Here is a 22,558-nt window from a genome sequence, read left to right on the forward strand (position 1 = left end):
GTCGTGGAGCTGACGCAGGGCAGTCGTCAATGGGAACTCAGGCCGTTGCAACAGGTGTTGGTCAGAGCGAGCCATTGTTGCTCGGCACTTATACACCAAAAATCGACAAAAAAGGTCGTATGGCATTGCCCGCCAAGATGCGTGCGCAGTTGGGCGATGGAATGGTGATGGCCAGGGGGCAGGAAAAGTGCGTCTACCTGCTTCCGCAAGCGGAATTCAGGCGTATAGCCTCGCGCATTCAGCGTGCGTCGATGGGCAACAAGGCAACCAGGAGCTACCTGCGTGTGTTCCTTTCAGGTGCCGTGGAGGGTGAGCCCGATAAACAAGGTCGTGTTCTGGTCCCGCAGAATCTGCGCAGTTATGCAAGTTTGGGCGACGATATCGTCGTCATTGGCGTGGGGACTCGTGCCGAGATTTGGGATAGGGAATCCTGGGATGAATATCTTGCGGCCCAAGAGGAAGGCTATTCGGATATAGCCGATGATGTGTTGCCGGCGGTGGAGTGGTGATGGCGGATCTTTCAACTATTCATCAGCCGGTCCTCGTACGTGAGTGCGTGGATCTGGTCACTCCGGCGTTGAACCGTCCTGATGCCGTTGTTGTTGACTGCACGCTCGGACTAGCCGGACATGCCATCGCGTTTCTACAGGCTGCGCCTCAGGCCCGCCTTGTCGGAATCGATCGTGACGAAGAAGCGCTGGGCATGGCCGCGGAACGTATGAAGCGTGCCGGTCTTGCCAAACGGTTCGTCGGGGTGCACGCTGCATTCGATGAATTCAGCACGGTACTTGATGGTTTGGAGCTGAACCGCGTCGATGTAGCGTTTATGGATTTGGGGCTCTCTAGCCTTCAAATCGATGAGACTGACCGCGGCTTCTCCTATTCGCGTGATGCTCCGCTTGATATGCGTATGGATACGACCCAAGATTTCGATGCCGCACAGATACTGTCGCAGTATTCGGAAAGCGAGTTGACCCGAATCTTCCGTGAGTACGGACAGGAACGGTTCTCCAGACCGATTGCCCGTGCCATTGTCCGTCGCCGTGCTATCGAGCCATTGAAGACCTCACGTCAGCTCAGTGAGTTGGTCGATCAGGTTGTCCCCAAATCGCATCGTGCTAAAGGAAACCCTGCCAAACGCGTCTTTCAGGCGCTTCGTATCGAGGTGAACGGCGAGCTTGACAAGCTCAAATGCACCTTGCCTCAGATAGCTAACCGGCTTAGCGTCGGTGGCCGTCTGGTTGTTGAGTCATACCATTCGCTTGAAGATCGTACGGTCAAGACGTTCATGGCTCAAGGGCTCAATGTCGACGTGCCTGCGGATTTGCCTGTGATTCCGGACGACGCTCAGCCGTTCTTCGAAGAGCTGACGCGAGGAGCGATTAAGGCGGACGAATCCGAGATTGAGCGCAATTCACGTTCGGCCCCGGTACGGTTGCGTGGTGTTTCGCTCAGTCGTGAGTTGCCGGAGCACTGGCGGGACAGGTTTGACAGGAGTGCCGAAGGTGGTCCGCAGACCACGCAACATTCGCATCGCAAACATGATGCCGAAAAGAAAAACGACAACAACAACCACACAGGAAGGAGGGCATGATGAGCAGCGCAACGGTAAGATCGGTTCGTTCCCGGGTGGCTCCCGCCGGTCGTGAGGAAGATCAGCGCGTGGCGTCCTCACGACCCCGTTTCCAGGTGATTACCGGAGGTCGCTCGGACACTGGCAGCAAGCATGCCGTTTTCGATGCTTTCGCTCACATGAAGACGGTGTCAATCGTCCATATCGTCATTGCGGTCATGTTCCTTTTCGCCTCGTTGCTGGGTTCCTTGGTTCTGCGCACGCAAATGGTACAGAATTCCTTCGAACAGTCTCAGGTGCAGTCAAATATCAGCAAATTGAATCAAGACGTCGAGGACGACCAGGCGCGCCTTGATGGTTTGCAGGCAAGTCTGCCCGATCGTGCCCAAAAAATGGGAATGGTTCCTCAGCAAGGGCCATTGTCGATCGATCTGGAAGGTTATCAGCCACCAAGTGGTCAACCGACAAGCGAAGGTCAGTGAGATATGCGTACGCCTACAGGTAAGGCCAAAGTCGGACAATTCGTGTCGCGTTGCATTGCCATCGGGTCAGTGATTGCGATTGTATTCGTTGTCTGCTTTGGTCAATTAATCAACCTTCAACTGTTGAATGGCCGCTGGATGGCTGAAGCTGCTGCCGCCGGACGAACCCTGCAAGTTCCGGTGCACGCGATGCGTGGCAAGATTCTCGATGCCAATGGTGCGGTGCTTGCGCAGAGTGTGGAACGCTATACCATCATCGGCGATCCTGAGGCGGCGCAGGCATATGAGCCGTTGTGCAACAAACAGGTTAGCAACAACTGCATTCAGCCGAAAAGTCAAGGGGGTCGTACCTTGGGTGTGGTTGGTGCCGCGCAGGTGGCACGCTTGATTGCCCCGATATTGGGGATGGATGCCAAAGAGGTCGGCGGAAAACTGGCAGGCTCAGGTCGTTATGCCGTATTGAAGAAGAATGTCGAACCCGCCGACAAGCGCAAGTTGGACAAACTCGGTCTGGGGGGCATCGTCTATGGAGAACTTTGCCAGAACCGTGCATATTCCGACGGCAACCTGCTGGGTGCATTCCTTGGCGGAGTGGATGACAAAACCAACGGTGCATCTGGTATGGAACAGCTTGAGAACAAGGCGCTTTCCGGTTCTGACGGGTACAAGGTCTACCAGCAGGGCAATAACGGTGTGGAAATACCGGACACGCTGACCGATTCCAAGGCGGCTCGGAACGGAAGTGACGTCAAGCTGACCATTGATGCGGATGTGGATTGGTTCGTCAAAAAGGTACTTACCGACGGCAAGTCTCGCTTCGGTGCGGATTGGGCGGTCGCCTGCGTGATGGACGTGCAGACTCATCAAATCATCGCCTTGGAAGATTCCGATAATATTTTGGCGGGAAGCGACCAAGCCAAGCTCAGTGTTTCTCGCGCGGTTTCCGAGACCTTCGAGCCCGGATCGATCGGCAAGACTTTCACCGTGGCCGGTCTAATGCAGCATGGGGTTCACCAGCTTGGTGACCGATTCCAGGTCCCTGATCACTTGGATAAAAACAAACAGCAGTATCGTGATTCTGATGATCATCCGATTTCCAATTGGACCTTGGCCGGCATCTTTGCGCAATCCTCCAATGTCGGTATGCTGATGGCTTCAGATAATTACCGCGATGAGGATCGCTACGACATGCTTACCAAATTCGGGATCGGGCAATCCACCGGTCTGAATCTTCCGGGGGAATCGAGTGGAACGTTGACGACTCCCAAGGTTTGGGACGGACGTACCCGTGACACCGTTCTGTTCGGGCAGGGTTACTCAACTAGCATTATCCAGTTAACCAACGCCGTCGCGACGGTGGCTGACGGCGGTGTGTATCGCAAGCCATCCATCATCGTTTCGAGAACGGATTCCGACGGTCATGTCATCAACGAGCCGCAAGATCAGGGCACCCGCATCCTTGATCCGAATGTGAATGCTCAACTGATGAATGCGATGGAGTCTGCTGCCGATCACTATCAGCAAACGGTGGGTGTTAACGGTTACCGCGTCGCTGGCAAGTCAGGAACTGCTCAGGTGGCGGGGTCCGGCGGCCGCCTCACTGGCATCGTGGGTGATTGGACAGGCATTCTGCCTGCGGATAATCCCCGTTTCGTCGTTACTGTGGCGATGAAAAACCCGCAAGGCACATATGGCGGCATCACCAGCGGTACCTTGTTCAAGCAAATCGGTGAATTCCTTATGCAGAAGTATGAGGTACCGGCATCAAGCCCGCGCACCGATGCTATTCCTGTGTCATGGTGAAATTGGTATGCGAGCCAATTGGACGGTGGAATCGAAGCATGTTGTCGAACAGTAAGGACTTGGAACTATGAGTGCGGTGAGCAAATCGATGTCACGACGTGTCACTTTAGGTTATCTCGCGAGTCATTACGGATTCGAGCTCAGGCCTGGATTCGCCGATGGAGTCACGGTCACCTCTGTAGCCGATACTTTGGATTCCGTACGGCCCGGATCGCTGTACGTACCTCGTGAAGGTGAAGAGTCGTCATGGCTCGCGCTGGCCGTCAGTCGAGGGGCTTATGCGATGTTGGTGCCGCCTTCGCAAGCTGATTTGGCGCATGAGATCGGTGTTCCGGTATTGCTGGGAACGCCTGACAATGTAACCTTCGGAGCTTTGGCGTCAGACATCGCTGGTGCTCCGGCAAATTCGATGGCGCTGTTCGTTGTTAGCGGCAAGGATGATGAGGAGACGCAGGCCGACGCTGTGCGCCTTGCAGACTTCCTTCATCTGATCGGCAATCCGGTAGGTCTGATTAGCGCCTCTGGATCAAGTTCGTTGGAGCGTGAACTTGAAGTCTCATATCCTTTGGGTATTCTTGACGTCCAGCATCAGCTCGGTGTGTGTGCTGAGGACGGTGCGGCGGCAATGGTTATTTCGGCCGATGCCCATACGTTGCGTCCTGGCGCGCTTGAAAGTGTGGAGATCGACGTGTTGGGATCGATTGATCGTCTCGATCGTTTCGAAAAACAGCGGGCGCTGGAAAAAGCCCGACGGGACTTTGGATTCGTATTTGATAAGCAGAAGCATCTGGTTACCTGCACGGAAGAATCCGGATGGCTGGCTGGTCAGGCCGTCGATTCACAGAATCCGAAATCGCAGCAACGACTTTCATTGGCCATCGCCATGGCCATGGATGCAGGTGTTCGACGTGGCAATATCCGCAGTGCCTTGCGAGTCTCGAAGGAGATGTTATGAGTCTTTTCTTTCGGCAATTTCGATCAATATATCAATTTGAAAGTTTTACCTGTTTAGCTTGACGTCAAGCAAGCAGCAACAAAGGAGCGCATACGTTGAATGACAACAAGGCCGGGGTGCATAGTCAGACCGCCGCGATGATGCCGATGACGGTCTCGGAGATCGTCGAGGCCGTCGGCGGCAAGATGGTCTCCGGTTCGCCTCAATTGCGGTCCGGCAGCACCGTGGTTACTTCAACGGTAAGCGATTCTCGGCAGATAGAACGAGGCGCCGTGTTCGTAGCCATAGCTGGCGATCGGGTTGACGGACATGATTTCGTGTCGCACGCAGGCTCTTTGGGGGCTGTTGCTGCATTGGTTGATCATGCGGTTGACGAAACTGATGACATTGTGCAAATCGTGGTTGACGACACGGTTGAGGCATTGGGTCGCTTGGCGCACCACAATATTGCTCGTCGTCGCCAACTGGGCACGGATTTCTCGGTAATTGGAATCACCGGGTCGGTTGGCAAAACTACCACCAAGGATTTGTTGTATGCCCTGATGAGCAGCATGGGCGAAACGGTCGCACCGGTGGGTTCGTTCAACAATGAGATCGGGTTGCCGCTTACGGCACTCAAGGTCGGCGAGCATACGCGTTTCCTTATTGCGGAAATGGGAGCGAACCATGTCGGTGAGATTGCTGGGCTCACCAGTATTGTGCCTCCCGATTTATCGGTGGTCTTGAAAGTGGGGGTCGCGCATCTCGGTGAATTCGGTTCAGTCGATCGCATCGCACAGGCCAAAAGTGAGATTGTGCAGGGTCTTGTCCCCGGTGGCGTTGCTGTATTGAATGCGAACGACAAACATGTAGCGGCAATGTCGGCGATGGCACCTGGCGATGTGCGCTGGTTTGGTCTCGATGAGGACGGCTCTGACATCTCCATGATGAGTGCACGAGATGTCACCGTAGATGCCTGGGGCCGTCCGAGCTTTATCCTGGATGCTTTTGGAGAAGAACAAACGACGGTTCATCTTGGAATCGGAGGGGCTCACAATGTCATCAACGCACTTGCTGCGGCGAGCGTCGCTTCGTACTTTGGTATGGCGATTGCCGATATTGCTTTTGAGTTGGGCCGTATACAGCGGATTAGCCCGCACCGGATGGCTGTGTCCTCGGTTGATTTGGGAGACGGATCGGCTTCGTTCACTCTTATTGACGATTCCTTCAACGCCAATCCTGATTCGATGAAGGCCGGCTTGAACGGCCTGGCCCGCTGGGAAAAAACTGATGTTTCCGCTGTTCCTATCAGCGAGAGGGATGGGAAAGATGTCTCTGAGCCCTATCGCATTGCTGTTTTAGGTGCGATGCTTGAGCTCGGTGGTGATGAGCTGGAGCTGCACAGGCAGATCGGCGCCTATGCTGCTTCCTTAGGGCTCAACGAGATTATCGCTGTGGGCAATAAGGCCGACAATCATTTTGATCAGCTTGCATCGGCTGTGGCGCAGGGGGCCCGCGAACAAATCAACGACATCGACACGCCGAGCAACATCTTCGAGGATGCTGACGGCGATATTCGGCGTACCCCCATTATGGTGCAATGGGTACATGGTGCCGATGAGGCTGAGCGGCTTGTAGCCGATGCCGCCCGTCGACATGAGGATACCGTTGTGTTGCTAAAAGGCTCGCATCTTTCAGGGCTTTCTGCCTTGGCCGACCGCTGGTCGTGCGTCCCATCGCAACAGCATATAGAAGTGGAGCCGGAACATTGATTTCCCTCATCATCGGCATTGTCGTTTCGCTAGTGGTCGTGATGGCCGGCACGCCGGTCATGATCAACTTGGTACATCAATTACATTACGGCCAATACATTCGTCAGGATGGTCCTCAGTCGCATTTGCTTAAGCGCGGTACCGCCACCATGGGCGGTGTGGTCATCCTTTTGGCCGTGGTTCTTGGATGGGGCATGTCCGCGATCTATCGTGCGCTGGTCAGCGGTCAGAGCATCTCATGGTCGGCAATCCTTGTGCTTTTCGCTATGGTGTCTATGGGTGCCCTGGGCTTTATCGATGACTTCGCCAAGGTGCGTAAAAAGCAGAATACCGGTCTGTCGGTGGGTGGTAAGTTCTTTGGTCAGTTTGTGTTCGCGACCATCTATGCGGTTCTTGCGTTGCTGATCCCTACCAAGTCCGGTTTCCCGTCAGCTCAGGCCGGCATGAGTTTTATCGAACATCCCTTCTTTAGCTTTGAATTTGCGGGGAAGACCGTCGCCATCATCATCTTCGTTATCTGGGTCAATTTCCTGATGACGGCCTGGACCAACGCGGTCAACCTCACGGATGGTCTTGACGGACTTGCCACGGGATCATCCATGATTTCCCTGACGGGATATACGCTCATCGCTTTTTGGGAAAGCTACCATATCAAGGGTGGCGCCAAAACGGGTTATGCGTATGCAATCTCAGACCCTCTGGATTTGACGATTATCGCAGCGTGTGCAGCTGTAGCGTGCTTCGGGTTCTTGTGGTACAACTCCAATCCCGCCTCCATTTTCATGGGTGACACCGGCTCCCTGGCGTTGGGCGGTCTGTTCGCAGCGCTTTCCATTGCCACTCATACTGAGTTCCTCGCCGTCATCATCGGTGGACTTTACGTTATCGAAGCGATGAGCGATGTTATTCAGGTCGGTTGCTTCAAGCTCACTCATAAGCGTGTGTTCAAGATGGCGCCGATTCACCATCATTTCGAACTGATGGGTTGGAGCGAACAAAAAGTTGTAGTTCGCTTCTGGATGATTGAATCCATCTTCATGCTTATCGGTGTGATGTTTTTCTACGCGGATTGGGCTTCGCGCTCGGGGCTCCTGTTCTAAGTGAATGCGTCAAATAGGCGGGCTTGTACGTTCGGTGGAAAGGTGGATTGCAAATGCCGGCGATAGAGGATTTGGACTTTACCAGACTGCATCGTGATGATGATGCTGGCACCGCTCAGTTTGATGTAAGCGATAAAACCGTGCTTGTGGCCGGCCTTGGGGTCTCCGGTTCGGGGGCCGTCGAAGCTTTGTGTGGACGTGCAAAACGAGTGATAAGTGTAGACGAAAAAAACTCAGAAGCTGATTTGCATTCCTTTGCCGACATCGCTTGGGATGGCATTGATCTGGTTGTCGTTTCACCTGTTTTCAATCCGCGCACGCCGTTCATCCTGGAGGCGCAGAGACGGCATATTCCCGTTATCAGTGAGGTTGAATTGGGTTGGACCTTACGTGTTGCTTCCAAGCGATCAAAAAGTGGGAGTCCTGCTGCATGGATTGGCATAACAGGCACCAACGGAAAAACGTCCACCACCCAGATGGTTTCGGCCATGCTTGCCCACTGCGGCATGAACGCACCGACTGTGGGCAATATCGGAACTTCGGTCAGTGTGGCTGCCACGCATGACGAATATGATGTATTGTGCGTGGAATTAAGCAGTTTCCAGATGCATTTCACCGATTCGGTCGAATTGGATTGTGCCGTCATTACCAATATCGCGGCGGATCATCTCGACTGGCACGGAGGAATGGAGAATTATGCGGCCGACAAGGCCAAAGTGTTCCATCATGTCCGACGCGTACTGGTCTTTAACGCCGACGATGAAAGGGTTACCGCGTTGGCTAAGGCGGCTCAAACGGGACCCCAATGCCGTAAAGTCGGTTTCACGCTTGGTGTTCCGGCACCGGGACAGATTGGTGTTGCCGACGGGTGGATCGTTGACGCCAGCGGCCTGGCGGGTGCACCTGTCGGTGCTATGAATGCGTTGGCCAAGATTACCGATTTCCCGCATTTATGTGAACCGAATGGCACCGTCTACCCGCATCTCTTGGCTGATTCCATTGCTGCCCTTTCGCTGGCCACTGGCCTTGGCGCCGATCCCGGGCATTGTCTTGAAGCTCTGCGCGTATTCGCACCGGGTGGACACCGCATTCAAACCGTTGCCACGGCTGAACTCAAAGATGGCGAGGTTATCCGGTTTGTGGATGATTCAAAGGCCACTAATGCGCATGCCGCCCATGCCTCACTTTCTAGTTACAAACCCAAGTCGGTAGTTTGGATCGCCGGTGGATTGGCGAAGGGCGCTCGCTTCGAAAAACTGGTCTCTGATCAGGCGAAGACGATTAAGGCCGCCGTCATTATCGGCGTTGACCAGCAACCTATGGTCAATGCATTCAAGACCAGCGCTCCCGACGTTCCCCTGACACTTATCGACCCGGAAGATCGCGAGAGTGTCATGGCTCGTGCGGTTGAAGCTGCCGGACAATATGTGGCGGACGGGGACGTGGTATTGATGGCACCGGCATGCGCCTCTATGGATCAGTTCGCCTCCTACGCAGAACGTGGTGCACGGTTTACCGATGCCGCACGTCAATGGGTGCGTGCACATGGTTAAACGAATTTATGACAGTGACGACGTGAAATCGTCGAAACGGACCAATCAAAAGAAGCAACGGAGGCGTAAGCCTACATCCAAGGATGTCATGGTCAATGCTGTGACGCAAATCGCCCAATCGGGAAAGGGTAATGGCAAGAATAAGTCGCGTCTTGACATCTTTTATAGCAAGGCCACTCCGCAACAATCCTCGGAACCTGCCACGACAGAAAACTCGTCTGATGGCATCACCGTATCCGACTACACCGGTTTGCGTGCATTGCTTAATCCGCTCTGGTGCAACTATGGTTTCCGTCTCGCTGTTGTCATACTGACATGTTTCGGCGTGGTCATGGTATTTTCAGCTTCTTCGGTAACCATGATCGCTGCCAAACTTTCGCCTTGGAAACAGGCTTTAAACCAAGGGACATATTGCATTCTAGGCTTGGTTATCTGTTATGCGGCGACACGCGCACGCGCCGATTTCTATCGAAAAATTTCATTCTGGTTTGTGATGTTCTCCATTGTGCTGCAGCTCATGACCATGACTCCGCTGGGTGTAGAGGTCAACGGCAACAAGGGATGGATTGGCATACGTAACGTCTTTACCATGCAGCCGGCTGAAGTTATGAAGCTTGCGTTGTGCATCTGGATGCCGTGGGCCATCGTGACGGCTACCGATCACTTCAAGAAAGAAGGGCCCAAAACGTATGGGCCCTCGATCGTCGTTTTTTTGGTTTGCTTGGCTGCAGTGATGCTTGGCGGTGATTTGGGAACGGCGCTTATTCTCGTTGCAATCGGCGTCACCGCGATGCTGGTCGGAGGTTTTCCCACTAAATGGTTGGTGAGCTCAGGTTTGGCGCTTCTTGCCGCGGTTCTTGTGTTTGTCGTCACCAGCCCGAATCGTATGCTCAGGATCACAGCGGCTTATCGTCCATGTCCGACGACGGCTCTGCAGGGTGAATGCTACCAGGCCATGCACGCAAAATACGCCATGGCATCAGGGGGATTCTTTGGTGTCGGCATCGGCAATTCGCGCGAGAAGTGGAACTATTTGCCCGAGGCCCACAACGATTTCATCTTCGCCATTATCGGCGAGGAAACAGGCTTTATCGGAGCTGCGATCATTATTCTGCTCTTTGTTGTTCTTGGCTGGTGCATGTTCACCATAGCGTTGCAGACCCCAGACAAATACGCCTCTCGTGCATTGATTTGCATTGCGATCTGGATTGTTGGGCAGGCACTGGTCAACATCATGGTCGTCATAGGTCTGTTACCGGTTATGGGTGTGCCGTTGCCGTTTGTTTCTGCCGGTGGCTCAAGTTTGGTGATGTGCTTGTCTGCTGCAGGGGTCGCTGTCAGTATGATGAAGATGCAACCGCAGATTCGGGCCGATGTTACGGCGTTGAGTCTGTGAGGGCATAGGCGACCTGAAAGACAAGGATGAACGGAATGGAACATATCGTACTGGCCGGTGGGGGAACTGCCGGACATGTCAACCCATTGCTTAGCGTTGCCTCGGCCATCAAGCAGGCACAGCCTCAGGCGGCATTGAGCGTCATCGGAACGGATGTCGGTCTGGAGCGTGATCTGGTGCCGCAGGCTGGTTTCGAGCTGGATGCCATCGCCAAAGTTCCGTTCCCCAGACGTCCTGATATGCAGGCACTGCGGTTCCCCGGTCGTTGGAGGCATGTGCAGAAGAAGGTCCGCGAAATTCTTGAGCGTCGCCAGTGCGATGTGGTGGTCGGTTTTGGGGGCTATGTCTCCGCGCCAGTTTATACGGTGGCTCATTCAATGGGGTTGCCCATCGTCATTCACGAGCAAAATGCGCGGGCTGGCATGGCGAACAAGCTGGGTGCCCGCTGGGCCGATTTCATTGGCACGGCTTATGAAAACACGGGAATCAAGGCACGCAAAGGCGCCGAACTTCGCCGTGTCGGTTTGCCATTGCGTTCGGAGATGGCGAATTTGTGCCAAAGGGTTGACCGGGACAAGATGGCGGTTCGTCAGCAAGCGGCGCGCCAATTGGGAGTCGATCCAAACCGTCCGTTGTTGGTGGTTACCGGTGGTTCGCTCGGAGCGGTCAGCCTCAATGAGGCAATAAGTGATGCAGCGGCCGAATTGCTTGATGTTACTCAGGTCATCCATCTGACCGGAAGGGGAAAAAGCGATGAGGTTCGCCGACGTGTTGCGCAGAGTGCGGGTGATCGCGTGATGACCGATCTCGACCCGGCTCATGCCGGCCATGGCGATTATCATATCGCAGAATATTTGGAGCGCATCGATTTGGCTTTTGCCGCGGCAGATCTTGTGGTGTGCCGTTCTGGTGCCGGAACGGTCAGTGAATTGGCGGCCATCGGCATGCCTGCAGTGTATGTGCCGTTGCCTATCGGCAACGGTGAGCAGCGTTTCAATGCCCAGCCTGTGGTGCAGGCGGGTGGCGGGCTCATCGTTTCGGACGATGACTTTTCGCCGCGCTGGGTTCGGGAGCATATTCCGTCACTGCTGTCAGACCGTCAGAGTCTCGAAGTCATGGGAAGCAAGGCGTATGGCTACGGTATTCGTAATGCAGCAGAAACGATGGCGAAGGTGGTTCTCTACTTGGCTGAGAAAAATCGCGATGAACAAAGCTTGACTGCTGCCATGAGCGCAAAACGGATCGCGATTTCGGATCGGTAATACGAGAAATGATTTGTGCGACTTCTGATGAGCAGGGATATCATCAAGGGCAATTTGCGAGCAGTCTGCGTGGGTTTGCGTTTTGGGCTTCGACATTGTGCATGTATCAGGTATAACGGAGATAAGCAAGTTCTTATCGGCAGCAACCAACGTCCAAGGAGCGTATCGTGCAGTCAACAACCAGCTCTGAATCCGTCGTGCTTGATCCAACGGCAGCCGCCTTCGGACCTTCGGATACAGTTGAGTCGCTTGGGCGCACGCATTTCATCGGTATCGGCGGGGCAGGCATGAGTGTGCTCGCCGAGATGTTGCATGAGCGGGGCGTTGAGGTTTCCGGTTCCGACCGCGAGGCCAATGCCAAGACCGAACGGTTGGAATCGTTGGGTGTCAACGTATTGTTTGGACAGTGCGAACAGAATGTTGAAGGCGCTCACACGGTTGTTTATTCCAGTGCTATCAAATCAGATAATCCGGAGATTGTGGCGGCGGCCAAGGGGGGAGCCCGCATCGTCCACCGGAGCGATATTCTCGCGTTGCTGATGGCGAGCAAATGCTCGATTAGTGTTGCTGGTGCACATGGCAAGACCACCACCAGCTCGCTGATAACCCATATTCTTGTCAACGCTGGAGAAGAGGCCGATACGCATGCAGGTGCTGTCGGTATACGACTGGCCGACCCGAGTTATGCAATAGGTGGTTCGATTCAGGGGGCGGACGGTGTGGCTATTGACGGAGGCCACGCCGGCAGCGGGGATGTTCTTGTAGCTGAAGCCGATGAGTCCGATGGCAGCTTTGAAAAGTATCGGCCACAATTCGCCTTGATTACCAACGCTGAAGCAGATCACCTTGACCATTACGGCGATGCCGAGCACTATCGCCGGGCTTTCGTGGAATATGCGGCGCATGCCGAACGGCACCTGATCATGTCGGTCGATGATGGAGGGGCTCGCTCTGTTATACGTGCATTCCCGAAGGATGTGATGAGCAAAACGGTGTGCTATACCACGCAGCCAACGCGCGACATCGCCCAAATCATCGGGCAGGGTGCCGGTGAGGCAGATGCGTATAGCATGGGCGAAGTCTGGTCTAACGGGGTCGGGCCACAGCTCGTGCGCATTCTTTCGGAAACCGAAAGCGTTGAAAGTGGTATGGAACACTTCACCATTGAACTGCCGGCTGGATTTGCTGGTTATGACAAAACGCGTCGTATTCCGGTTACGTTGCGTGTGCCGGGCATCCATAATGTCCGTAATGCGACAGCGGGAATCGTCACGGCGGTCCTGCTTGGTATGGATCCCGAACTGGCCGCCAGTGCCGCGTCAACCTTCCGTGGTGCTTCGCGTCGTTTTGAAGTCAACGGTGTGCGAGACGGAGTGACCGTGGTTGACGACTATGCCCACCATCCCACTGAAATCGCGGCGTTGCTCGATGCTGCGCGTCGCCGATATCCAGACGGTGCGATTCGTGTGCTGTTCCAGCCTCACCTGTTCAGCAGAACTGAGTTTTTCGCTGATCGATTCGCTGCAGCCTTGGCCAAAGCGGATGATGTCGTTATTGCACCCATCTATCCGGCCCGCGAACGTCAAGAGGATTTTCCGGGCATCACGTCGCAGATTATTGTTGACGCGGCAGAGGCGGTGAACCATTGTCCGCAGCGCGATTGGATCGGCGCATCAACGGACCTTCGGGAAGGTGCCGAGACGTTGGTGCATCATGCGCAGCCGGGCGATATTCTCATTACCGTGGGAGCGGGGGATGTGACCACGATGGATGGGGTCATGTTAGAGATGCTCAAGCGTCGTGCGGAAGAGGTCTTGTGATGAATGGGCGGCGTATTGTCAGTGGACAGCAGGAGGGTTCCCAGCCCCGATCCTTTTCGTCTCACAAGACACGAGTGGCTGTTAATGATTCTGATGTCGATGGGAAGGGTCAGACAAATAAACACAGTGGGACATCCCGTCGCCGTAGGGTAACGCGCAAGAAGCAATCGTCCATCAATGCGAGCAATGATGGAACAAGGCGCAAATCGCGTTCGGTCTCATCTGATTCGCGTGTTCCGGAGGTCGAGAAGAAAAAGACGCCCATCAAAAAAGAGCGTCATTCATCCTCGCAGCGAACATCGGCTTCGATAAAGACGTCTTCTAAAAGTGGTCCTGCAGGCAAGGGCCGACAGAGCAGGTCGTTGGTCCGCTCGCAAACAAGGAATTTCTACGGTATAGACGAACCGTTATCCGGTGAAGGAAACGCCGGTTCGCAGAGGTCAGCTCGTTCGGCGAGATCCGGGACGAGCATGTCGAAAAGCGAAGCCGGTGGTTTTGTGGATGCACGTCAATTGCGTCACGAGGATCTGGTCAGGCAGACATTGGAGCAGACGGCCGGTCCTCTTGGTGTCGTGGCACGTCCAAAAGTCATCGATTTCAATGCTCGTCGGAAAGAACGTCGCCGAATCAGCGCCTGGAAAACGGTTGTCAAGGTGCTGGTGATATTGGCGATTGCCGCCGCCATCACTTTGGTGGCGTGGGTATTGTTTTTCTCGCCGGTGTTTCGTCTTGACTCGAGTCAGATTAAGGTTTCCGGTGAAAACGAATGGGTGAGTAAGTCCCACATCGTTTCCATTGCCGATAAGCAGGCCGGTAAATCGTTGCTGCTGGTGTCTTCGAGGGATGCCGAACAGGAATTCAAGGATATCCCCGGCGTTTCGAAGGCGACAGTCGAAAAGGTGTATCCCAAAGGGCTCAATGTGAGCATTACCTCTCAGGAACCTGCTGCGATGCTTAAGACGCCGAATAATAATGAGACGGCGGTAGATGGACACGGTCGAGTGCTGAACACTGTGGAAAATCACTCCACAACCGGTATCCCTGTCATTGAAGTGGACGATGTGAAGGCCAGTCTGCATGATCGGTCGGTGCAACAGGCTCTTCTGGTGTTGGATTTCCTTCCGCATGATATGCGTGGGGCAATTACCAAGGTCACAGCGAAAACACAGGATTCGGTCACCACTGAATTGAATGGCGGAGAACGCGTCATCGTTTGGGGTGATGCCTCGGATATAAAGCTCAAGAAAGCTGTGGTTGACAAGATCATCAATGATCCGAGCAAAATTGGGGACAAACACCAGGTCGATGTTTCGGCGCCGTTGCGTCCAATTATCAAATAGCTGTTACGGATACGGCCGCAGTGGAGTTACTGGGCTGTGTATCCGTAACAGCTATTGTTTGAAGCGCAAGTGAACGCACTTACGACCGCTTTCAGCAGTGCTTGGACATGAGATCGTCAGTGTCGAAGAGAATCGTTATCGGTCCGTCGTTGGTAAGACTTATACGCATGTGGGAGCCGAAACGGCCTTCTTTAACAGTGATTCCTTGATCACGTAACGCTTGGTTGAGTTCCAACCAGATGCGTTTGGCGTGCTCTGGTTTGCCCGCATTGACGAAACTGGGGCGATTACCGCGGCGCACATCACCGAAGAGTGTGAATTGCGAAACCGACAGTATTTCGCCGCCGACCTGATCCAGGGAGAGATTCATCTTACCGTTTTCATCCTCAAAAACCCGCAATTTCGCGATTTTTGAGGCAAGCCAATCAATCTGTTCTTGCCCGTCCTCGTCGCTTACGCCAACCAGCAATACATATCCCGTGTCGATATGCTGCGGTTTGAATGATTGATCGATATCGCCGCTTGTCTCATCGACTACATCGATATCTGCCTTACTTACCTTCTGCAAAACGATTTTCATGGTTATCAAGTGTATCGGCAGACATTCAACAAATCGACAGTGTCTGGACGGTTCGATGAGAAATCTCGACAGGCGGCTAGTTTAGGCTTTGTCGTTTGAATCGCAACGAAAAACGCCACCCAAGTTGCCTTGGATGACGTTGAACTTGTGGAGATGCGGGGAATTGAACCCCGGTCCGATAACCGAACCCCCAGTCTTCTACGTGCGTAGTCCGTTGGCCGTATGGCAGTTTTTCTGCCCCCATTCGTATCACGGACGATGAATGGCGAGCATATCTACAGTTAAAGTCCCTGAGTCACCCTGTGGTTCAGTAGCTCAAGCAAGTCCTCTAATGACGCCCAACATCCTCCCGAAGACAAAAAGGAGTGGACGGAGCAGCAGCTCACTGGTTAAATCCTGGCGCTAGGCTCAGGCAGCGAGTGCGAACTCAGTGCGATTAGATTTAGCACTTGTTCTTTTGTGGAGGTCATCACGAGTGGACTCCACATTCTCGGCACGCTTCCCTGCGACGAACAGGTCATCGTCGAAACCGATCATCCCCAATCTTGAATTATCAAGCCCCGGTTTTAACCGGATTTCCAGTATATCGTTTCATGGCGACGCTCGACGGTGACGCGTCTGAAGGCATAATTGTTGGTATGAAGAGAATGTCTTGCGGTCTTTTACTGCCCCGTAAGTTTTCTTGTTTGGTGGTTTCGTCTTCCAGTCCACATTGATGCGTTCCCTGACCCATCGGTATCCGTCGCCTCGGTAATAAAGAACGCACAATAGTGGCTGTTTTTTGCAATCGGCTAGTGCGCCCAAGGCTTCCTAGGCAACAAACCTCGGGGACTTTCTTGGCTTGACCGGAAACGATGATAGTTTGTATAAAAGAAGAAAAATGTTATTATGAAGGTATGCTTTTAAAAGTAAGGAAAGCATACTAGATATTAGATTGCTGATTTTGTATGGTTTCGTTTTTGGGAAGCACCGGTCGGATTTGATGTTTGGGTCTGACCGCGCTCGTGCTGGTCGTAGGGTGTGCAAACAACAGTTGTGTCAATGGGCGACATGACGTAACCCACAAAGAGGCGGGGTGCGAAGAAAAAGTTTTTGGCAGTGGCAGCTATTTCATTGTCTGCAGCGGTGCTGTTGGGTGCTTGCAGCGGAGCTGGCGGACAGTCGTCCGGCAGTAACAAGAGTGAACCGTTGGACATATGGGTAATGAAGGGCGATTTCTCTGATCTCGTAATCAATGCCATCAATGAGAAGTTCACAAAAGAAACCGGGGTTCAGGTCAAGACACGAGTGCAGCAGTGGGACAACACCACTACAAAAATCACTACCGCACTTTCTGCTTCTACGCCGCCGGATATTATTGATATGGGAGATACCCAGGTTTTGGGCTATGCGGCCAGCGGCGGATTGATGGATATGAGCAGCCACAAGAGTGAATTTGACAACAGCAGCATGTGACTCATCGGTTTGGAAGAACCGGCGACTTCCAAAGACAAGTTGTACGGTGTTCCTTCCTTCGGAGCCTCGCGAGCTGTGGTCTATAACAAGAAGATGTGGGCAGATGCGGGAATCTCTGAAACTCCGAAGACATATGAGGGGTTCGTCAACGATTTGGATAAGATTGCCGCGCAGTACAGTTCCGATCCTGATTTCATCCCGTTCTACCTTCCCGGCAAGGATTGGTATGCCATGCTTCAGTATGTATGGGATGTCGGCGGTGATTTGGTCAAGAAAGATGGCGATACATGGAAGGGTGATTCGACCAGCAAGGAATCATTGGGAGGTCTGAATGAGTGAAAGAGCTTCCAAAACAAGCGTTCCAGCAAGGCGTCGAAGACGGTCGACACCGTCAACCCTGAGCAGAATGATTTCTTCGCTCAAGGAAAGACCGCCGCTTTGTTCGTCAACAGCTCCCAATTCCCGCAATGGCCGAGATTAATCCCGCTATGACGGAAGATTAGATGGGTACGTTTCCAATTCCTGGTAAGAGCGGCAAGAACCAGCCGACCTTGGTTGCAGGTTCTGATTGGGCTGTTTCTGCAAAGAGTAAGCATCAGGATATGGCGTTGAAGTGGATCGAGATCGCCACCGGCGACGAGATCGAGCAGAAGTGGGTCTTCGACATGATGGTTGGTTGCCAAACCCGCAGAAGGGTCTCGATACAGCTTTGCAGTCGGGTTCTGTGAAGGAAGTCTACAGAGGCTTCTCCGGAGCTGCTAAAAGGGTGAAGTCCACCACGGCTTCTTCGCAGTGGACGACCATCGAAGGTGACCAAACGATTCCTAACTCCTCCAAGGATGTCGTCGTCGGAAATACCGGCGTGAAAGAGTCGGCAAAGAGCATCAATGGGCATCTTGAACAAGTGCTGAACAAGAAATAGTTGTCGACAACACCCAAAAATAATTGGTTGTGGCATATCGACCCAAACCGTTGATATGCCACAATGCGTTTTGATACCGCGAGACCGCGTGGTTCTTGGGGTTAAGCTTTGGCAAGGAGATTGAAATGGAAACTACCAAGCGGCAACGATCTGGTGTTGCCATGCATGGGGTGCAAGCTGATAGGGGAAAAGGAAGCGGGCAGAGTGGGTGAAGGCCATGGTGCTTTTGCCGCTCTTCTGCTGTCTCCGATGGGTGTGATTCTTACGGCGCTTGTCATCGTGCCGATTGTCTTTCTGGTCTTCACTTCATTTACTAATTTCAATCAGACATCGCTGTTCACCGGTACATTTAGTTTCAGCGATTTTAAGCAGTATGCCGTGGTGCTTTCAGACATAAAATTCTGGAAGGCCTTGGTTTGCACGTTTCCCTTCACTGCGGCTTTGGTGATCACCAGTATATTGGCTGGCATGGGTGTGGTGCAGTTGATGGTGAAAGTTGACGCCGTCGTGCGTTATATTGTCATTTTCGTTCTTATTTTCGCTTGGGCAATGCCCAACGTTGCCTCTTCGACAGTATGGAAGTGGCTTTTCCAGCCGGGCTATGGGGTTGTCAACTGGCTGTTGACCGAGATGATGATTTTCGGCAACGTCACGAACCTGTCGTGGTCGAACAACACCACGTTGGCGTTCACCTGCGTCTGGCTTCTGGTCATATGGCAGGCCGTGCCGTACATCGACATTACTCTGCATGCAGCAACGATGCAGGTCGATCATTCCTGCATGGAATCCGCTCAGATTGACGGTGTCGGAAGGTTTCGTACCTATTGGCAGATTGTCGTTTCATTGATTCGCCCAGTATCATGGTGGTCACCATGCTTTCGGTTATCTGGGGTTTCAATGTGTTCAACCAGATCTGGCTTGTTTTCTCAGGACGGTCCGAACAACACGACTCCCACCATCGGTATTTTCACGTACAAAAGGAATTTGTGAATTTCGATATAGGTCAGGGAGCGGCGATCTCGGAGATCACGGTAATCCTGTTGATGATATTGACGAGTGTGTATATTCGTAATCTCTTGAAATCTGGTGAAGACCTATGAGTAAAGCTACTCTTTCAATGAAGGGCAATTGCTCTGTGAGTTCCGCTACTCGAGCCGGTTTGAATTGGGTGAGGGTTCGGACAGGTGCCGCAGGGATTGTGTTCGGTATAGTCTGGTTTTTCCCGGTCTACTGGATGACTGTTACTGCATTCAAGCCGAGCGATGAAATTATGACCGCTACGACCGCGTTCATGCCGAAGCGTCTGTCGCTGGAGAATTTCAGATCGGCGATGTTCCAAACCGCATTCCTAATCAACCTGAAGAATTCTGTCGTCGTCACGTTCTTCGCCGTTCTCGTTTCGGCATTTTTCGAGTTTTTTGCGTGTGCAGCTCTTACCCTTTATCGATTCAAGAGCCGTCGTGTGATTATGGTGCTCATTCTTGCGATGCAGATGCTGCCGGGTGTGTTCTGGACGTGACGGTTGCCGACGGGTCATGCGCGTCCGGTCTCAAACGGTGCCACCGCCGGTTCCACGCTGTTGCTGGAACATGCCGTTCGGCGAGCGGTTAACGAGCTCGGCATGGCCCCTGCGGACGCCGTTGAGGCCGCCACGCTCACGCCGGCTCGTGCCTCCGGTTTTGACCGCTGCAACCCTGTTACCGGTGCGCCGCTCGGTTTGATTGTGCCTGGTTACGCTGCCGATATGCTGATCAGTGATGGTGAGGCCTAGCGGGTCGAACACGTCTGGTGCGCAGGGCGGCCGGTGCGATGACCGCGGCTTGCTGCTGTCGCATTTGCCGGCTCGGTCGGTAAGCGGTCTCAATATCTCGCTGACTTTGTTACCGAATAAACGAAGACCAAGGTTGTGAAACGATGGAATCTCAATCTCGGTCTTCGTTTGCAGTGCTTACTTCTCGGCTTCTGCCAGATAGTCGGGCACGGCCTCCGGATACTTGGGCCATGCTCCTGACTGTGTGCAGACGAAGGCCGCTGTGTTGACTGCGGCGCGGTGGGCTTCTGAAAGCTCTGTTCCGGTAAGGATTTTGGCTGTGAATGTACCGGAGAAGGAATCGCCTGCTCCGACGGTGTCCACCACGTCTACACGTGGGGTGTCGAGGATGGATGAATCGCCGTTCTTGGAGACAATGGTGCTGAAAGTCGAGCCACCGGTGAGGATGACGTAGTTTAGGTTGTATTTGCGCATGAACCAGTCGCAGGCCTCTTCGTCGGAGGTGCCGCGAATGCCGAACATGTCGCGCAGCAACAGCAGTTCCGCGTCATTGATCTTGAAAACGGTGGCGAATCCAAGCAGTTCGTCAATCAGCTCCTTGGAGTAGTGGTCGCCACGGATGTTGATGTCGAAGAATTTCATTGCGGTGGGCTTGGCATGTTTGAGCAGCTCCACAATGGTGTCGTGCGATTCCTGGCTTCGCAGGGCGAGCGTTCCGTAGCAGATGGCATCCGCCTTCTGGAGTATGTTGATTAGTTCGCGCGTGTAGAGAATGTGGTCCCAGGCGACACCTTTGATGATGGTGTATTCCGGAATGCCGTTTTTAAGTGTGACTTCGACGGTGGAAGTCGGCCAGGCATTACGCTGCACGATGGACTCGACGCCGGATTGTTTGATGGCGTCGACGAGCTCATCGCCCAGCGGGTCCTCGCCCACGGCACTGATGGCGTGACCTTCTGCACCGTTCATCGTGGCATGATAGGCAAAATTGACGGGAGCTCCGCCTGCACGTTTTCCGGTGGGAAGCATATCCCAGAGCAGTTCGCCCAGGGAAACAACGATCGGCTTGGTCATGATGTGTTCCTTTCCTACAGCTGTTGTCGAATTGTTAAATTATGAGTTTTATGTCTTTGTTCTGCAGATGTATTGTTTCAGGTGTTTGCAACGAGGCAGTTTTCGTGCGTTATCCCGTATTTTTGCGCATGTTAGAAGTGCGGAAGAGGGAAGGCCTGTCCAGAAATTGCGTGATGGCGGTAGCGGCTGCGCCAAGTACCGCCGCATCCGTGGGCAGTCCTGAAAGGATGATGGTTGTGGCTTGTGCAATCTCTGGGATGACGCGCTCTGTGACCACTGCTTGGGCCGCATCAAGCAACTGTTGTCCGCCAAGTGCGCCGATATCGCCCAGTACGATGTTTCGCGGATTGAAGGTGTTGCAGATGATGACGCATCCGTATCCCACGTAGCGGCCGATTTGCTCGACTAAATCGCGTGCTTGACGGGCGTCGGGGCCATCGGGTGTTTGCGCCAGAGAGAACAGTGTCTGGCATGCTTCGATATGCGTCATGCTTGTGGAATGAGCGATGATACCGAGCTCATCGATCTGTTTATGGATCGCACCGGCCGAGCAATAGCATTCAAGGCATCCCACATTGCCGCATTCGCACCGGGTCCCAGCCGCCGCATCGATGGAAACATGCCCGAGTTCGGTGGAAGCTCCGAGGTTGCCGTAGATAAGCCGACTGTTTTCGATGACACCGAGTCCCACGCCTTCGCCCAGAAGGAAATAAGCCAGACTTCTTGAATCGTTAAGTGCTCCGAACAACCGTTGGGCGAGTGCGCCGGCGCGTGCGTCCTGTTCGATGAATACCGGTACGGGGCAGTTCTGCCCGAATTCCTCATAAAAGTTGATGTTGCGCCAATGTGGCATGGCGGAAACCAATGCTGAATATCCACTACCGTGCAGATATGGACCGGGCACCGCCATACCGATGGCGACGATGCGCGGGTCGGAGGCGAGCAGTGAATCTATCTCCCTGTGCGTGGCTTCGATGGCCACATCGATGGTGTTGTCGCTGATGCGCGGCGTATCGTGTAGGCGCAGACAAGTGCCCTTAAGGTCGAAAACGCCAATCTGCACCAGACTGCGGGCAAATTTTACGCCGATGAAGTGGAACTCTTCGGTATTGATTGTCAAACCGATTGAGCGCCGTTGTTTGCTGCCTTTCATGTCGCCCGTCTCGCTCACGATTCCTTCATCAATGAGACGCGCGGTTATTTTTGTAATTGCAGCGGGCGTTAGTCCCAGGGTTTTGGCGATTTGTGCACGTGAGGAAATTTCGGATCGGTAGAGGTGCCACAGCGTCCGTGAGCGGTTGCGCTCTGAAGCGACGGTTTGAGGTGCTGCGGTATGGTCATCGTAGTCGGCGAAGTTCGGTGTTGAGGTAGTCAGGCGATCGGCGGACAGCCTGCTTGTGGCTGAGCTAGTCACGGGCATGCCGCTGTGTTCGTGCATCTGACACCTCCTTGGGTCATGCCCTACTGATAATCGCCGACTGTGACGATCCGACATTGATGAACTGGTTTCATATATTAACTGGGTTAATACAAAAATGCAAGTCAAGAAGAACCAAGATGTCTGATCGTTGAATTCGCTGCGTAGAAGTTGTCGGTAATTTACGAAGTCGCAACGATTCTTGAGCCGGTCGTCGACTTAAGTTCGTTCACTGCCGGCAAACAATGCGAGATGGAACTGCGAATCACCTTCCTTATCGGGGCAAGAAAAAAGTCGACCAGAT

At 53.6% G+C, this 22,558-nt stretch carries 19 protein-coding genes, 1 other RNA gene and 2 pseudogenes; 18 read left to right on the forward strand and 4 right to left on the reverse strand.

The window, feature by feature from the left end:
• Window positions 1-29 precede the first annotated feature (29 nt).
• The 12 genes from mraZ (at window position 30) to GA0061077_RS00845 (ending at window position 15,035) form a co-directional block, all read left to right on the forward strand.
• Complete coding sequence (mraZ, locus tag GA0061077_RS00790; protein WP_091847550.1) at window positions 30-509, forward strand: division/cell wall cluster transcriptional repressor MraZ; 480 nt, start codon at window positions 30-32, stop codon at window positions 507-509.
• A complete protein-coding gene (rsmH, locus tag GA0061077_RS00795; protein WP_091847041.1) occupies window positions 509-1,594 on the forward strand; it encodes a 16S rRNA (cytosine(1402)-N(4))-methyltransferase RsmH in 1,086 nt (361 codons plus the stop codon). Before mraZ ends, rsmH begins: the two co-directional genes overlap by 1 nt.
• A complete protein-coding gene (locus tag GA0061077_RS00800) occupies window positions 1,591-2,055 on the forward strand; it encodes a hypothetical protein (RefSeq protein WP_234696445.1) in 465 nt (154 codons plus the stop codon). The genes rsmH and GA0061077_RS00800 overlap by 4 nt, the downstream gene beginning before the upstream one ends.
• Window positions 2,056-2,058: 3 nt before the next feature.
• Window positions 2,059-3,858, forward strand: a complete 1,800-nt coding sequence (locus tag GA0061077_RS00805; RefSeq protein WP_091847044.1) for a peptidoglycan D,D-transpeptidase FtsI family protein — start codon at window positions 2,059-2,061, stop codon at window positions 3,856-3,858.
• Window positions 3,859-3,925: 67 nt separating this feature from the next.
• Window positions 3,926-4,813 carry a hypothetical protein gene (locus tag GA0061077_RS00810; protein ID WP_091847046.1) on the forward strand — a complete coding sequence of 296 codons (888 nt, stop codon included), beginning with the start codon at window positions 3,926-3,928 and terminating at the stop codon, window positions 4,811-4,813.
• A 137-nt stretch (window positions 4,814-4,950) separates the two neighbouring features.
• Window positions 4,951-6,564: a UDP-N-acetylmuramoyl-tripeptide--D-alanyl-D-alanine ligase gene (locus GA0061077_RS00815; protein ID WP_091847551.1), complete on the forward strand. Its 1,614-nt coding sequence runs from the start codon at window positions 4,951-4,953 to the stop codon at window positions 6,562-6,564.
• Entirely contained in the window at window positions 6,561-7,664 is a 1,104-nt protein-coding gene (gene mraY / locus GA0061077_RS00820) for a phospho-N-acetylmuramoyl-pentapeptide-transferase (protein WP_091847048.1), read from the forward strand. The genes GA0061077_RS00815 and mraY overlap by 4 nt, the downstream gene beginning before the upstream one ends.
• Window positions 7,665-7,717: 53 nt before the next feature.
• On the forward strand, window positions 7,718-9,217 hold the full coding sequence (murD, locus tag GA0061077_RS00825) for a UDP-N-acetylmuramoyl-L-alanine--D-glutamate ligase (RefSeq protein ID WP_091847050.1): 1,500 nt from the start codon (window positions 7,718-7,720) through the stop codon (window positions 9,215-9,217).
• Between the two features lie 88 nt (window positions 9,218-9,305).
• A complete protein-coding gene (gene ftsW / locus GA0061077_RS00830; protein ID WP_091847552.1) occupies window positions 9,306-10,613 on the forward strand; it encodes a putative lipid II flippase FtsW in 1,308 nt (435 codons plus the stop codon).
• Between the two features lie 26 nt (window positions 10,614-10,639).
• Window positions 10,640-11,875 (forward strand): UDP-N-acetylglucosamine--N-acetylmuramyl-(pentapeptide) pyrophosphoryl-undecaprenol N-acetylglucosamine transferase, encoded by a 1,236-nt coding sequence (locus tag GA0061077_RS00835; protein WP_091847052.1) that lies wholly within the window; start codon window positions 10,640-10,642, stop codon window positions 11,873-11,875.
• Window positions 11,876-12,039: 164 nt separating this feature from the next.
• Window positions 12,040-13,695: a UDP-N-acetylmuramate--L-alanine ligase gene (locus GA0061077_RS00840; protein WP_091847053.1), complete on the forward strand. Its 1,656-nt coding sequence runs from the start codon at window positions 12,040-12,042 to the stop codon at window positions 13,693-13,695.
• 470 nt (window positions 13,696-14,165) lie between these two features.
• Window positions 14,166-15,035, forward strand: a complete 870-nt coding sequence (locus GA0061077_RS00845; RefSeq protein WP_091847553.1) for a cell division protein FtsQ/DivIB — start codon at window positions 14,166-14,168, stop codon at window positions 15,033-15,035.
• 91 nt (window positions 15,036-15,126) lie between these two features.
• On the opposite strand, the gene dtd is transcribed toward GA0061077_RS00845, so the two are convergent.
• Both dtd and ssrA read right to left on the reverse strand, forming a co-directional pair.
• Window positions 15,127-15,615: a D-aminoacyl-tRNA deacylase gene (gene dtd / locus GA0061077_RS00850; RefSeq protein ID WP_091847055.1), complete on the reverse strand. Its 489-nt coding sequence runs from the start codon at window positions 15,613-15,615 to the stop codon at window positions 15,127-15,129.
• Between the two features lie 145 nt (window positions 15,616-15,760).
• Window positions 15,761-16,156, reverse strand: a transfer-messenger RNA (tmRNA) gene (ssrA, locus tag GA0061077_RS00855).
• Window positions 16,157-16,818: 662 nt separating this feature from the next.
• Here ssrA and GA0061077_RS07015 point away from each other — a divergent pair.
• The 6 genes and pseudogenes from GA0061077_RS07015 to GA0061077_RS00890 all read left to right on the forward strand — a co-directional run.
• A pseudogene (locus GA0061077_RS07015) lies at window positions 16,819-17,409 on the forward strand (extracellular solute-binding protein).
• A gap of 164 nt (window positions 17,410-17,573) precedes the next feature.
• The gene (locus tag GA0061077_RS00870; protein ID WP_091847060.1) at window positions 17,574-17,798 is read left to right on the forward strand and encodes an extracellular solute-binding protein; all 225 of its coding nucleotides are present in this window, start codon (window positions 17,574-17,576) and stop codon (window positions 17,796-17,798) included.
• Window positions 17,795-17,992 (forward strand): hypothetical protein, encoded by a 198-nt coding sequence (locus GA0061077_RS00875; RefSeq protein WP_091847062.1) that lies wholly within the window; start codon window positions 17,795-17,797, stop codon window positions 17,990-17,992. Before GA0061077_RS00870 ends, GA0061077_RS00875 begins: the two co-directional genes overlap by 4 nt.
• 120 nt (window positions 17,993-18,112) lie before the next feature.
• The gene (locus tag GA0061077_RS00880) at window positions 18,113-18,982 is read left to right on the forward strand and encodes a carbohydrate ABC transporter permease (protein ID WP_234696447.1); all 870 of its coding nucleotides are present in this window, start codon (window positions 18,113-18,115) and stop codon (window positions 18,980-18,982) included.
• A 106-nt stretch (window positions 18,983-19,088) separates the two neighbouring features.
• A complete protein-coding gene (locus tag GA0061077_RS00885) occupies window positions 19,089-19,511 on the forward strand; it encodes an ABC transporter permease family protein (RefSeq protein ID WP_143249573.1) in 423 nt (140 codons plus the stop codon).
• A 12-nt stretch (window positions 19,512-19,523) separates the two neighbouring features.
• Window positions 19,524-19,763: pseudogene (locus GA0061077_RS00890) on the forward strand (N-acetylglucosamine-6-phosphate deacetylase); the annotation flags it as partial.
• 177 nt (window positions 19,764-19,940) lie between these two features.
• On the opposite strand, the gene GA0061077_RS00895 reads toward GA0061077_RS00890, so the two are convergent.
• Together GA0061077_RS00895 and GA0061077_RS00900 are read right to left on the reverse strand one after the other, a co-directional pair.
• Complete coding sequence (locus tag GA0061077_RS00895) at window positions 19,941-20,837, reverse strand: carbohydrate kinase family protein (RefSeq protein WP_091847065.1); 897 nt, start codon at window positions 20,835-20,837, stop codon at window positions 19,941-19,943.
• Window positions 20,838-20,946: 109 nt separating this feature from the next.
• Window positions 20,947-22,275 carry an ROK family transcriptional regulator gene (locus tag GA0061077_RS00900; protein WP_234696448.1) on the reverse strand — a complete coding sequence of 443 codons (1,329 nt, stop codon included), beginning with the start codon at window positions 22,273-22,275 and terminating at the stop codon, window positions 20,947-20,949.
• Window positions 22,276-22,558 lie beyond the last annotated feature (283 nt).

Source organism: Bifidobacterium commune, from assembly GCF_900094885.1.
GTDB lineage: Bacteria > Actinomycetota > Actinomycetes > Actinomycetales > Bifidobacteriaceae > Bifidobacterium > Bifidobacterium commune.

What these genes read in the sequence shown, in the direction of transcription:
- murD (WP_091847050.1), top strand. Translation starts at nt 7,718, where the DNA reads ATGCCGGCGATAGAGGATTTGGACTTTACCAGACTGCATCGTGATGAT.
- GA0061077_RS00815 (WP_091847551.1), top strand. Translation starts at nt 4,951, where the DNA reads ATGATGCCGATGACGGTCTCGGAGATCGTCGAGGCCGTCGGCGGCAAG.
- ftsW (WP_091847552.1), top strand. Translation starts at nt 9,306, where the DNA reads ATGGTCAATGCTGTGACGCAAATCGCCCAATCGGGAAAGGGTAATGGC.
- GA0061077_RS00900 (WP_234696448.1), bottom strand. Translation starts at nt 22,275, where the DNA reads ATGCACGAACACAGCGGCATGCCCGTGACTAGCTCAGCCACAAGCAGG.
- GA0061077_RS00800 (WP_234696445.1), top strand. Translation starts at nt 1,591, where the DNA reads ATGATGAGCAGCGCAACGGTAAGATCGGTTCGTTCCCGGGTGGCTCCC.
- GA0061077_RS00895 (WP_091847065.1), bottom strand. Translation starts at nt 20,837, where the DNA reads ATGACCAAGCCGATCGTTGTTTCCCTGGGCGAACTGCTCTGGGATATG.
- GA0061077_RS00870 (WP_091847060.1), top strand. Translation starts at nt 17,574, where the DNA reads ATGGGTACGTTTCCAATTCCTGGTAAGAGCGGCAAGAACCAGCCGACC.
- GA0061077_RS00885 (WP_143249573.1), top strand. Translation starts at nt 19,089, where the DNA reads ATGAGTAAAGCTACTCTTTCAATGAAGGGCAATTGCTCTGTGAGTTCC.
- dtd (WP_091847055.1), bottom strand. Translation starts at nt 15,615, where the DNA reads ATGAAAATCGTTTTGCAGAAGGTAAGTAAGGCAGATATCGATGTAGTC.
- GA0061077_RS00805 (WP_091847044.1), top strand. Translation starts at nt 2,059, where the DNA reads ATGCGTACGCCTACAGGTAAGGCCAAAGTCGGACAATTCGTGTCGCGT.
- GA0061077_RS00845 (WP_091847553.1), top strand. Translation starts at nt 14,166, where the DNA reads ATGTCGAAAAGCGAAGCCGGTGGTTTTGTGGATGCACGTCAATTGCGT.
- GA0061077_RS00835 (WP_091847052.1), top strand. Translation starts at nt 10,640, where the DNA reads ATGAACGGAATGGAACATATCGTACTGGCCGGTGGGGGAACTGCCGGA.
- GA0061077_RS00810 (WP_091847046.1), top strand. Translation starts at nt 3,926, where the DNA reads ATGAGTGCGGTGAGCAAATCGATGTCACGACGTGTCACTTTAGGTTAT.
- rsmH (WP_091847041.1), top strand. Translation starts at nt 509, where the DNA reads ATGGCGGATCTTTCAACTATTCATCAGCCGGTCCTCGTACGTGAGTGC.
- mraZ (WP_091847550.1), top strand. Translation starts at nt 30, where the DNA reads ATGGGAACTCAGGCCGTTGCAACAGGTGTTGGTCAGAGCGAGCCATTG.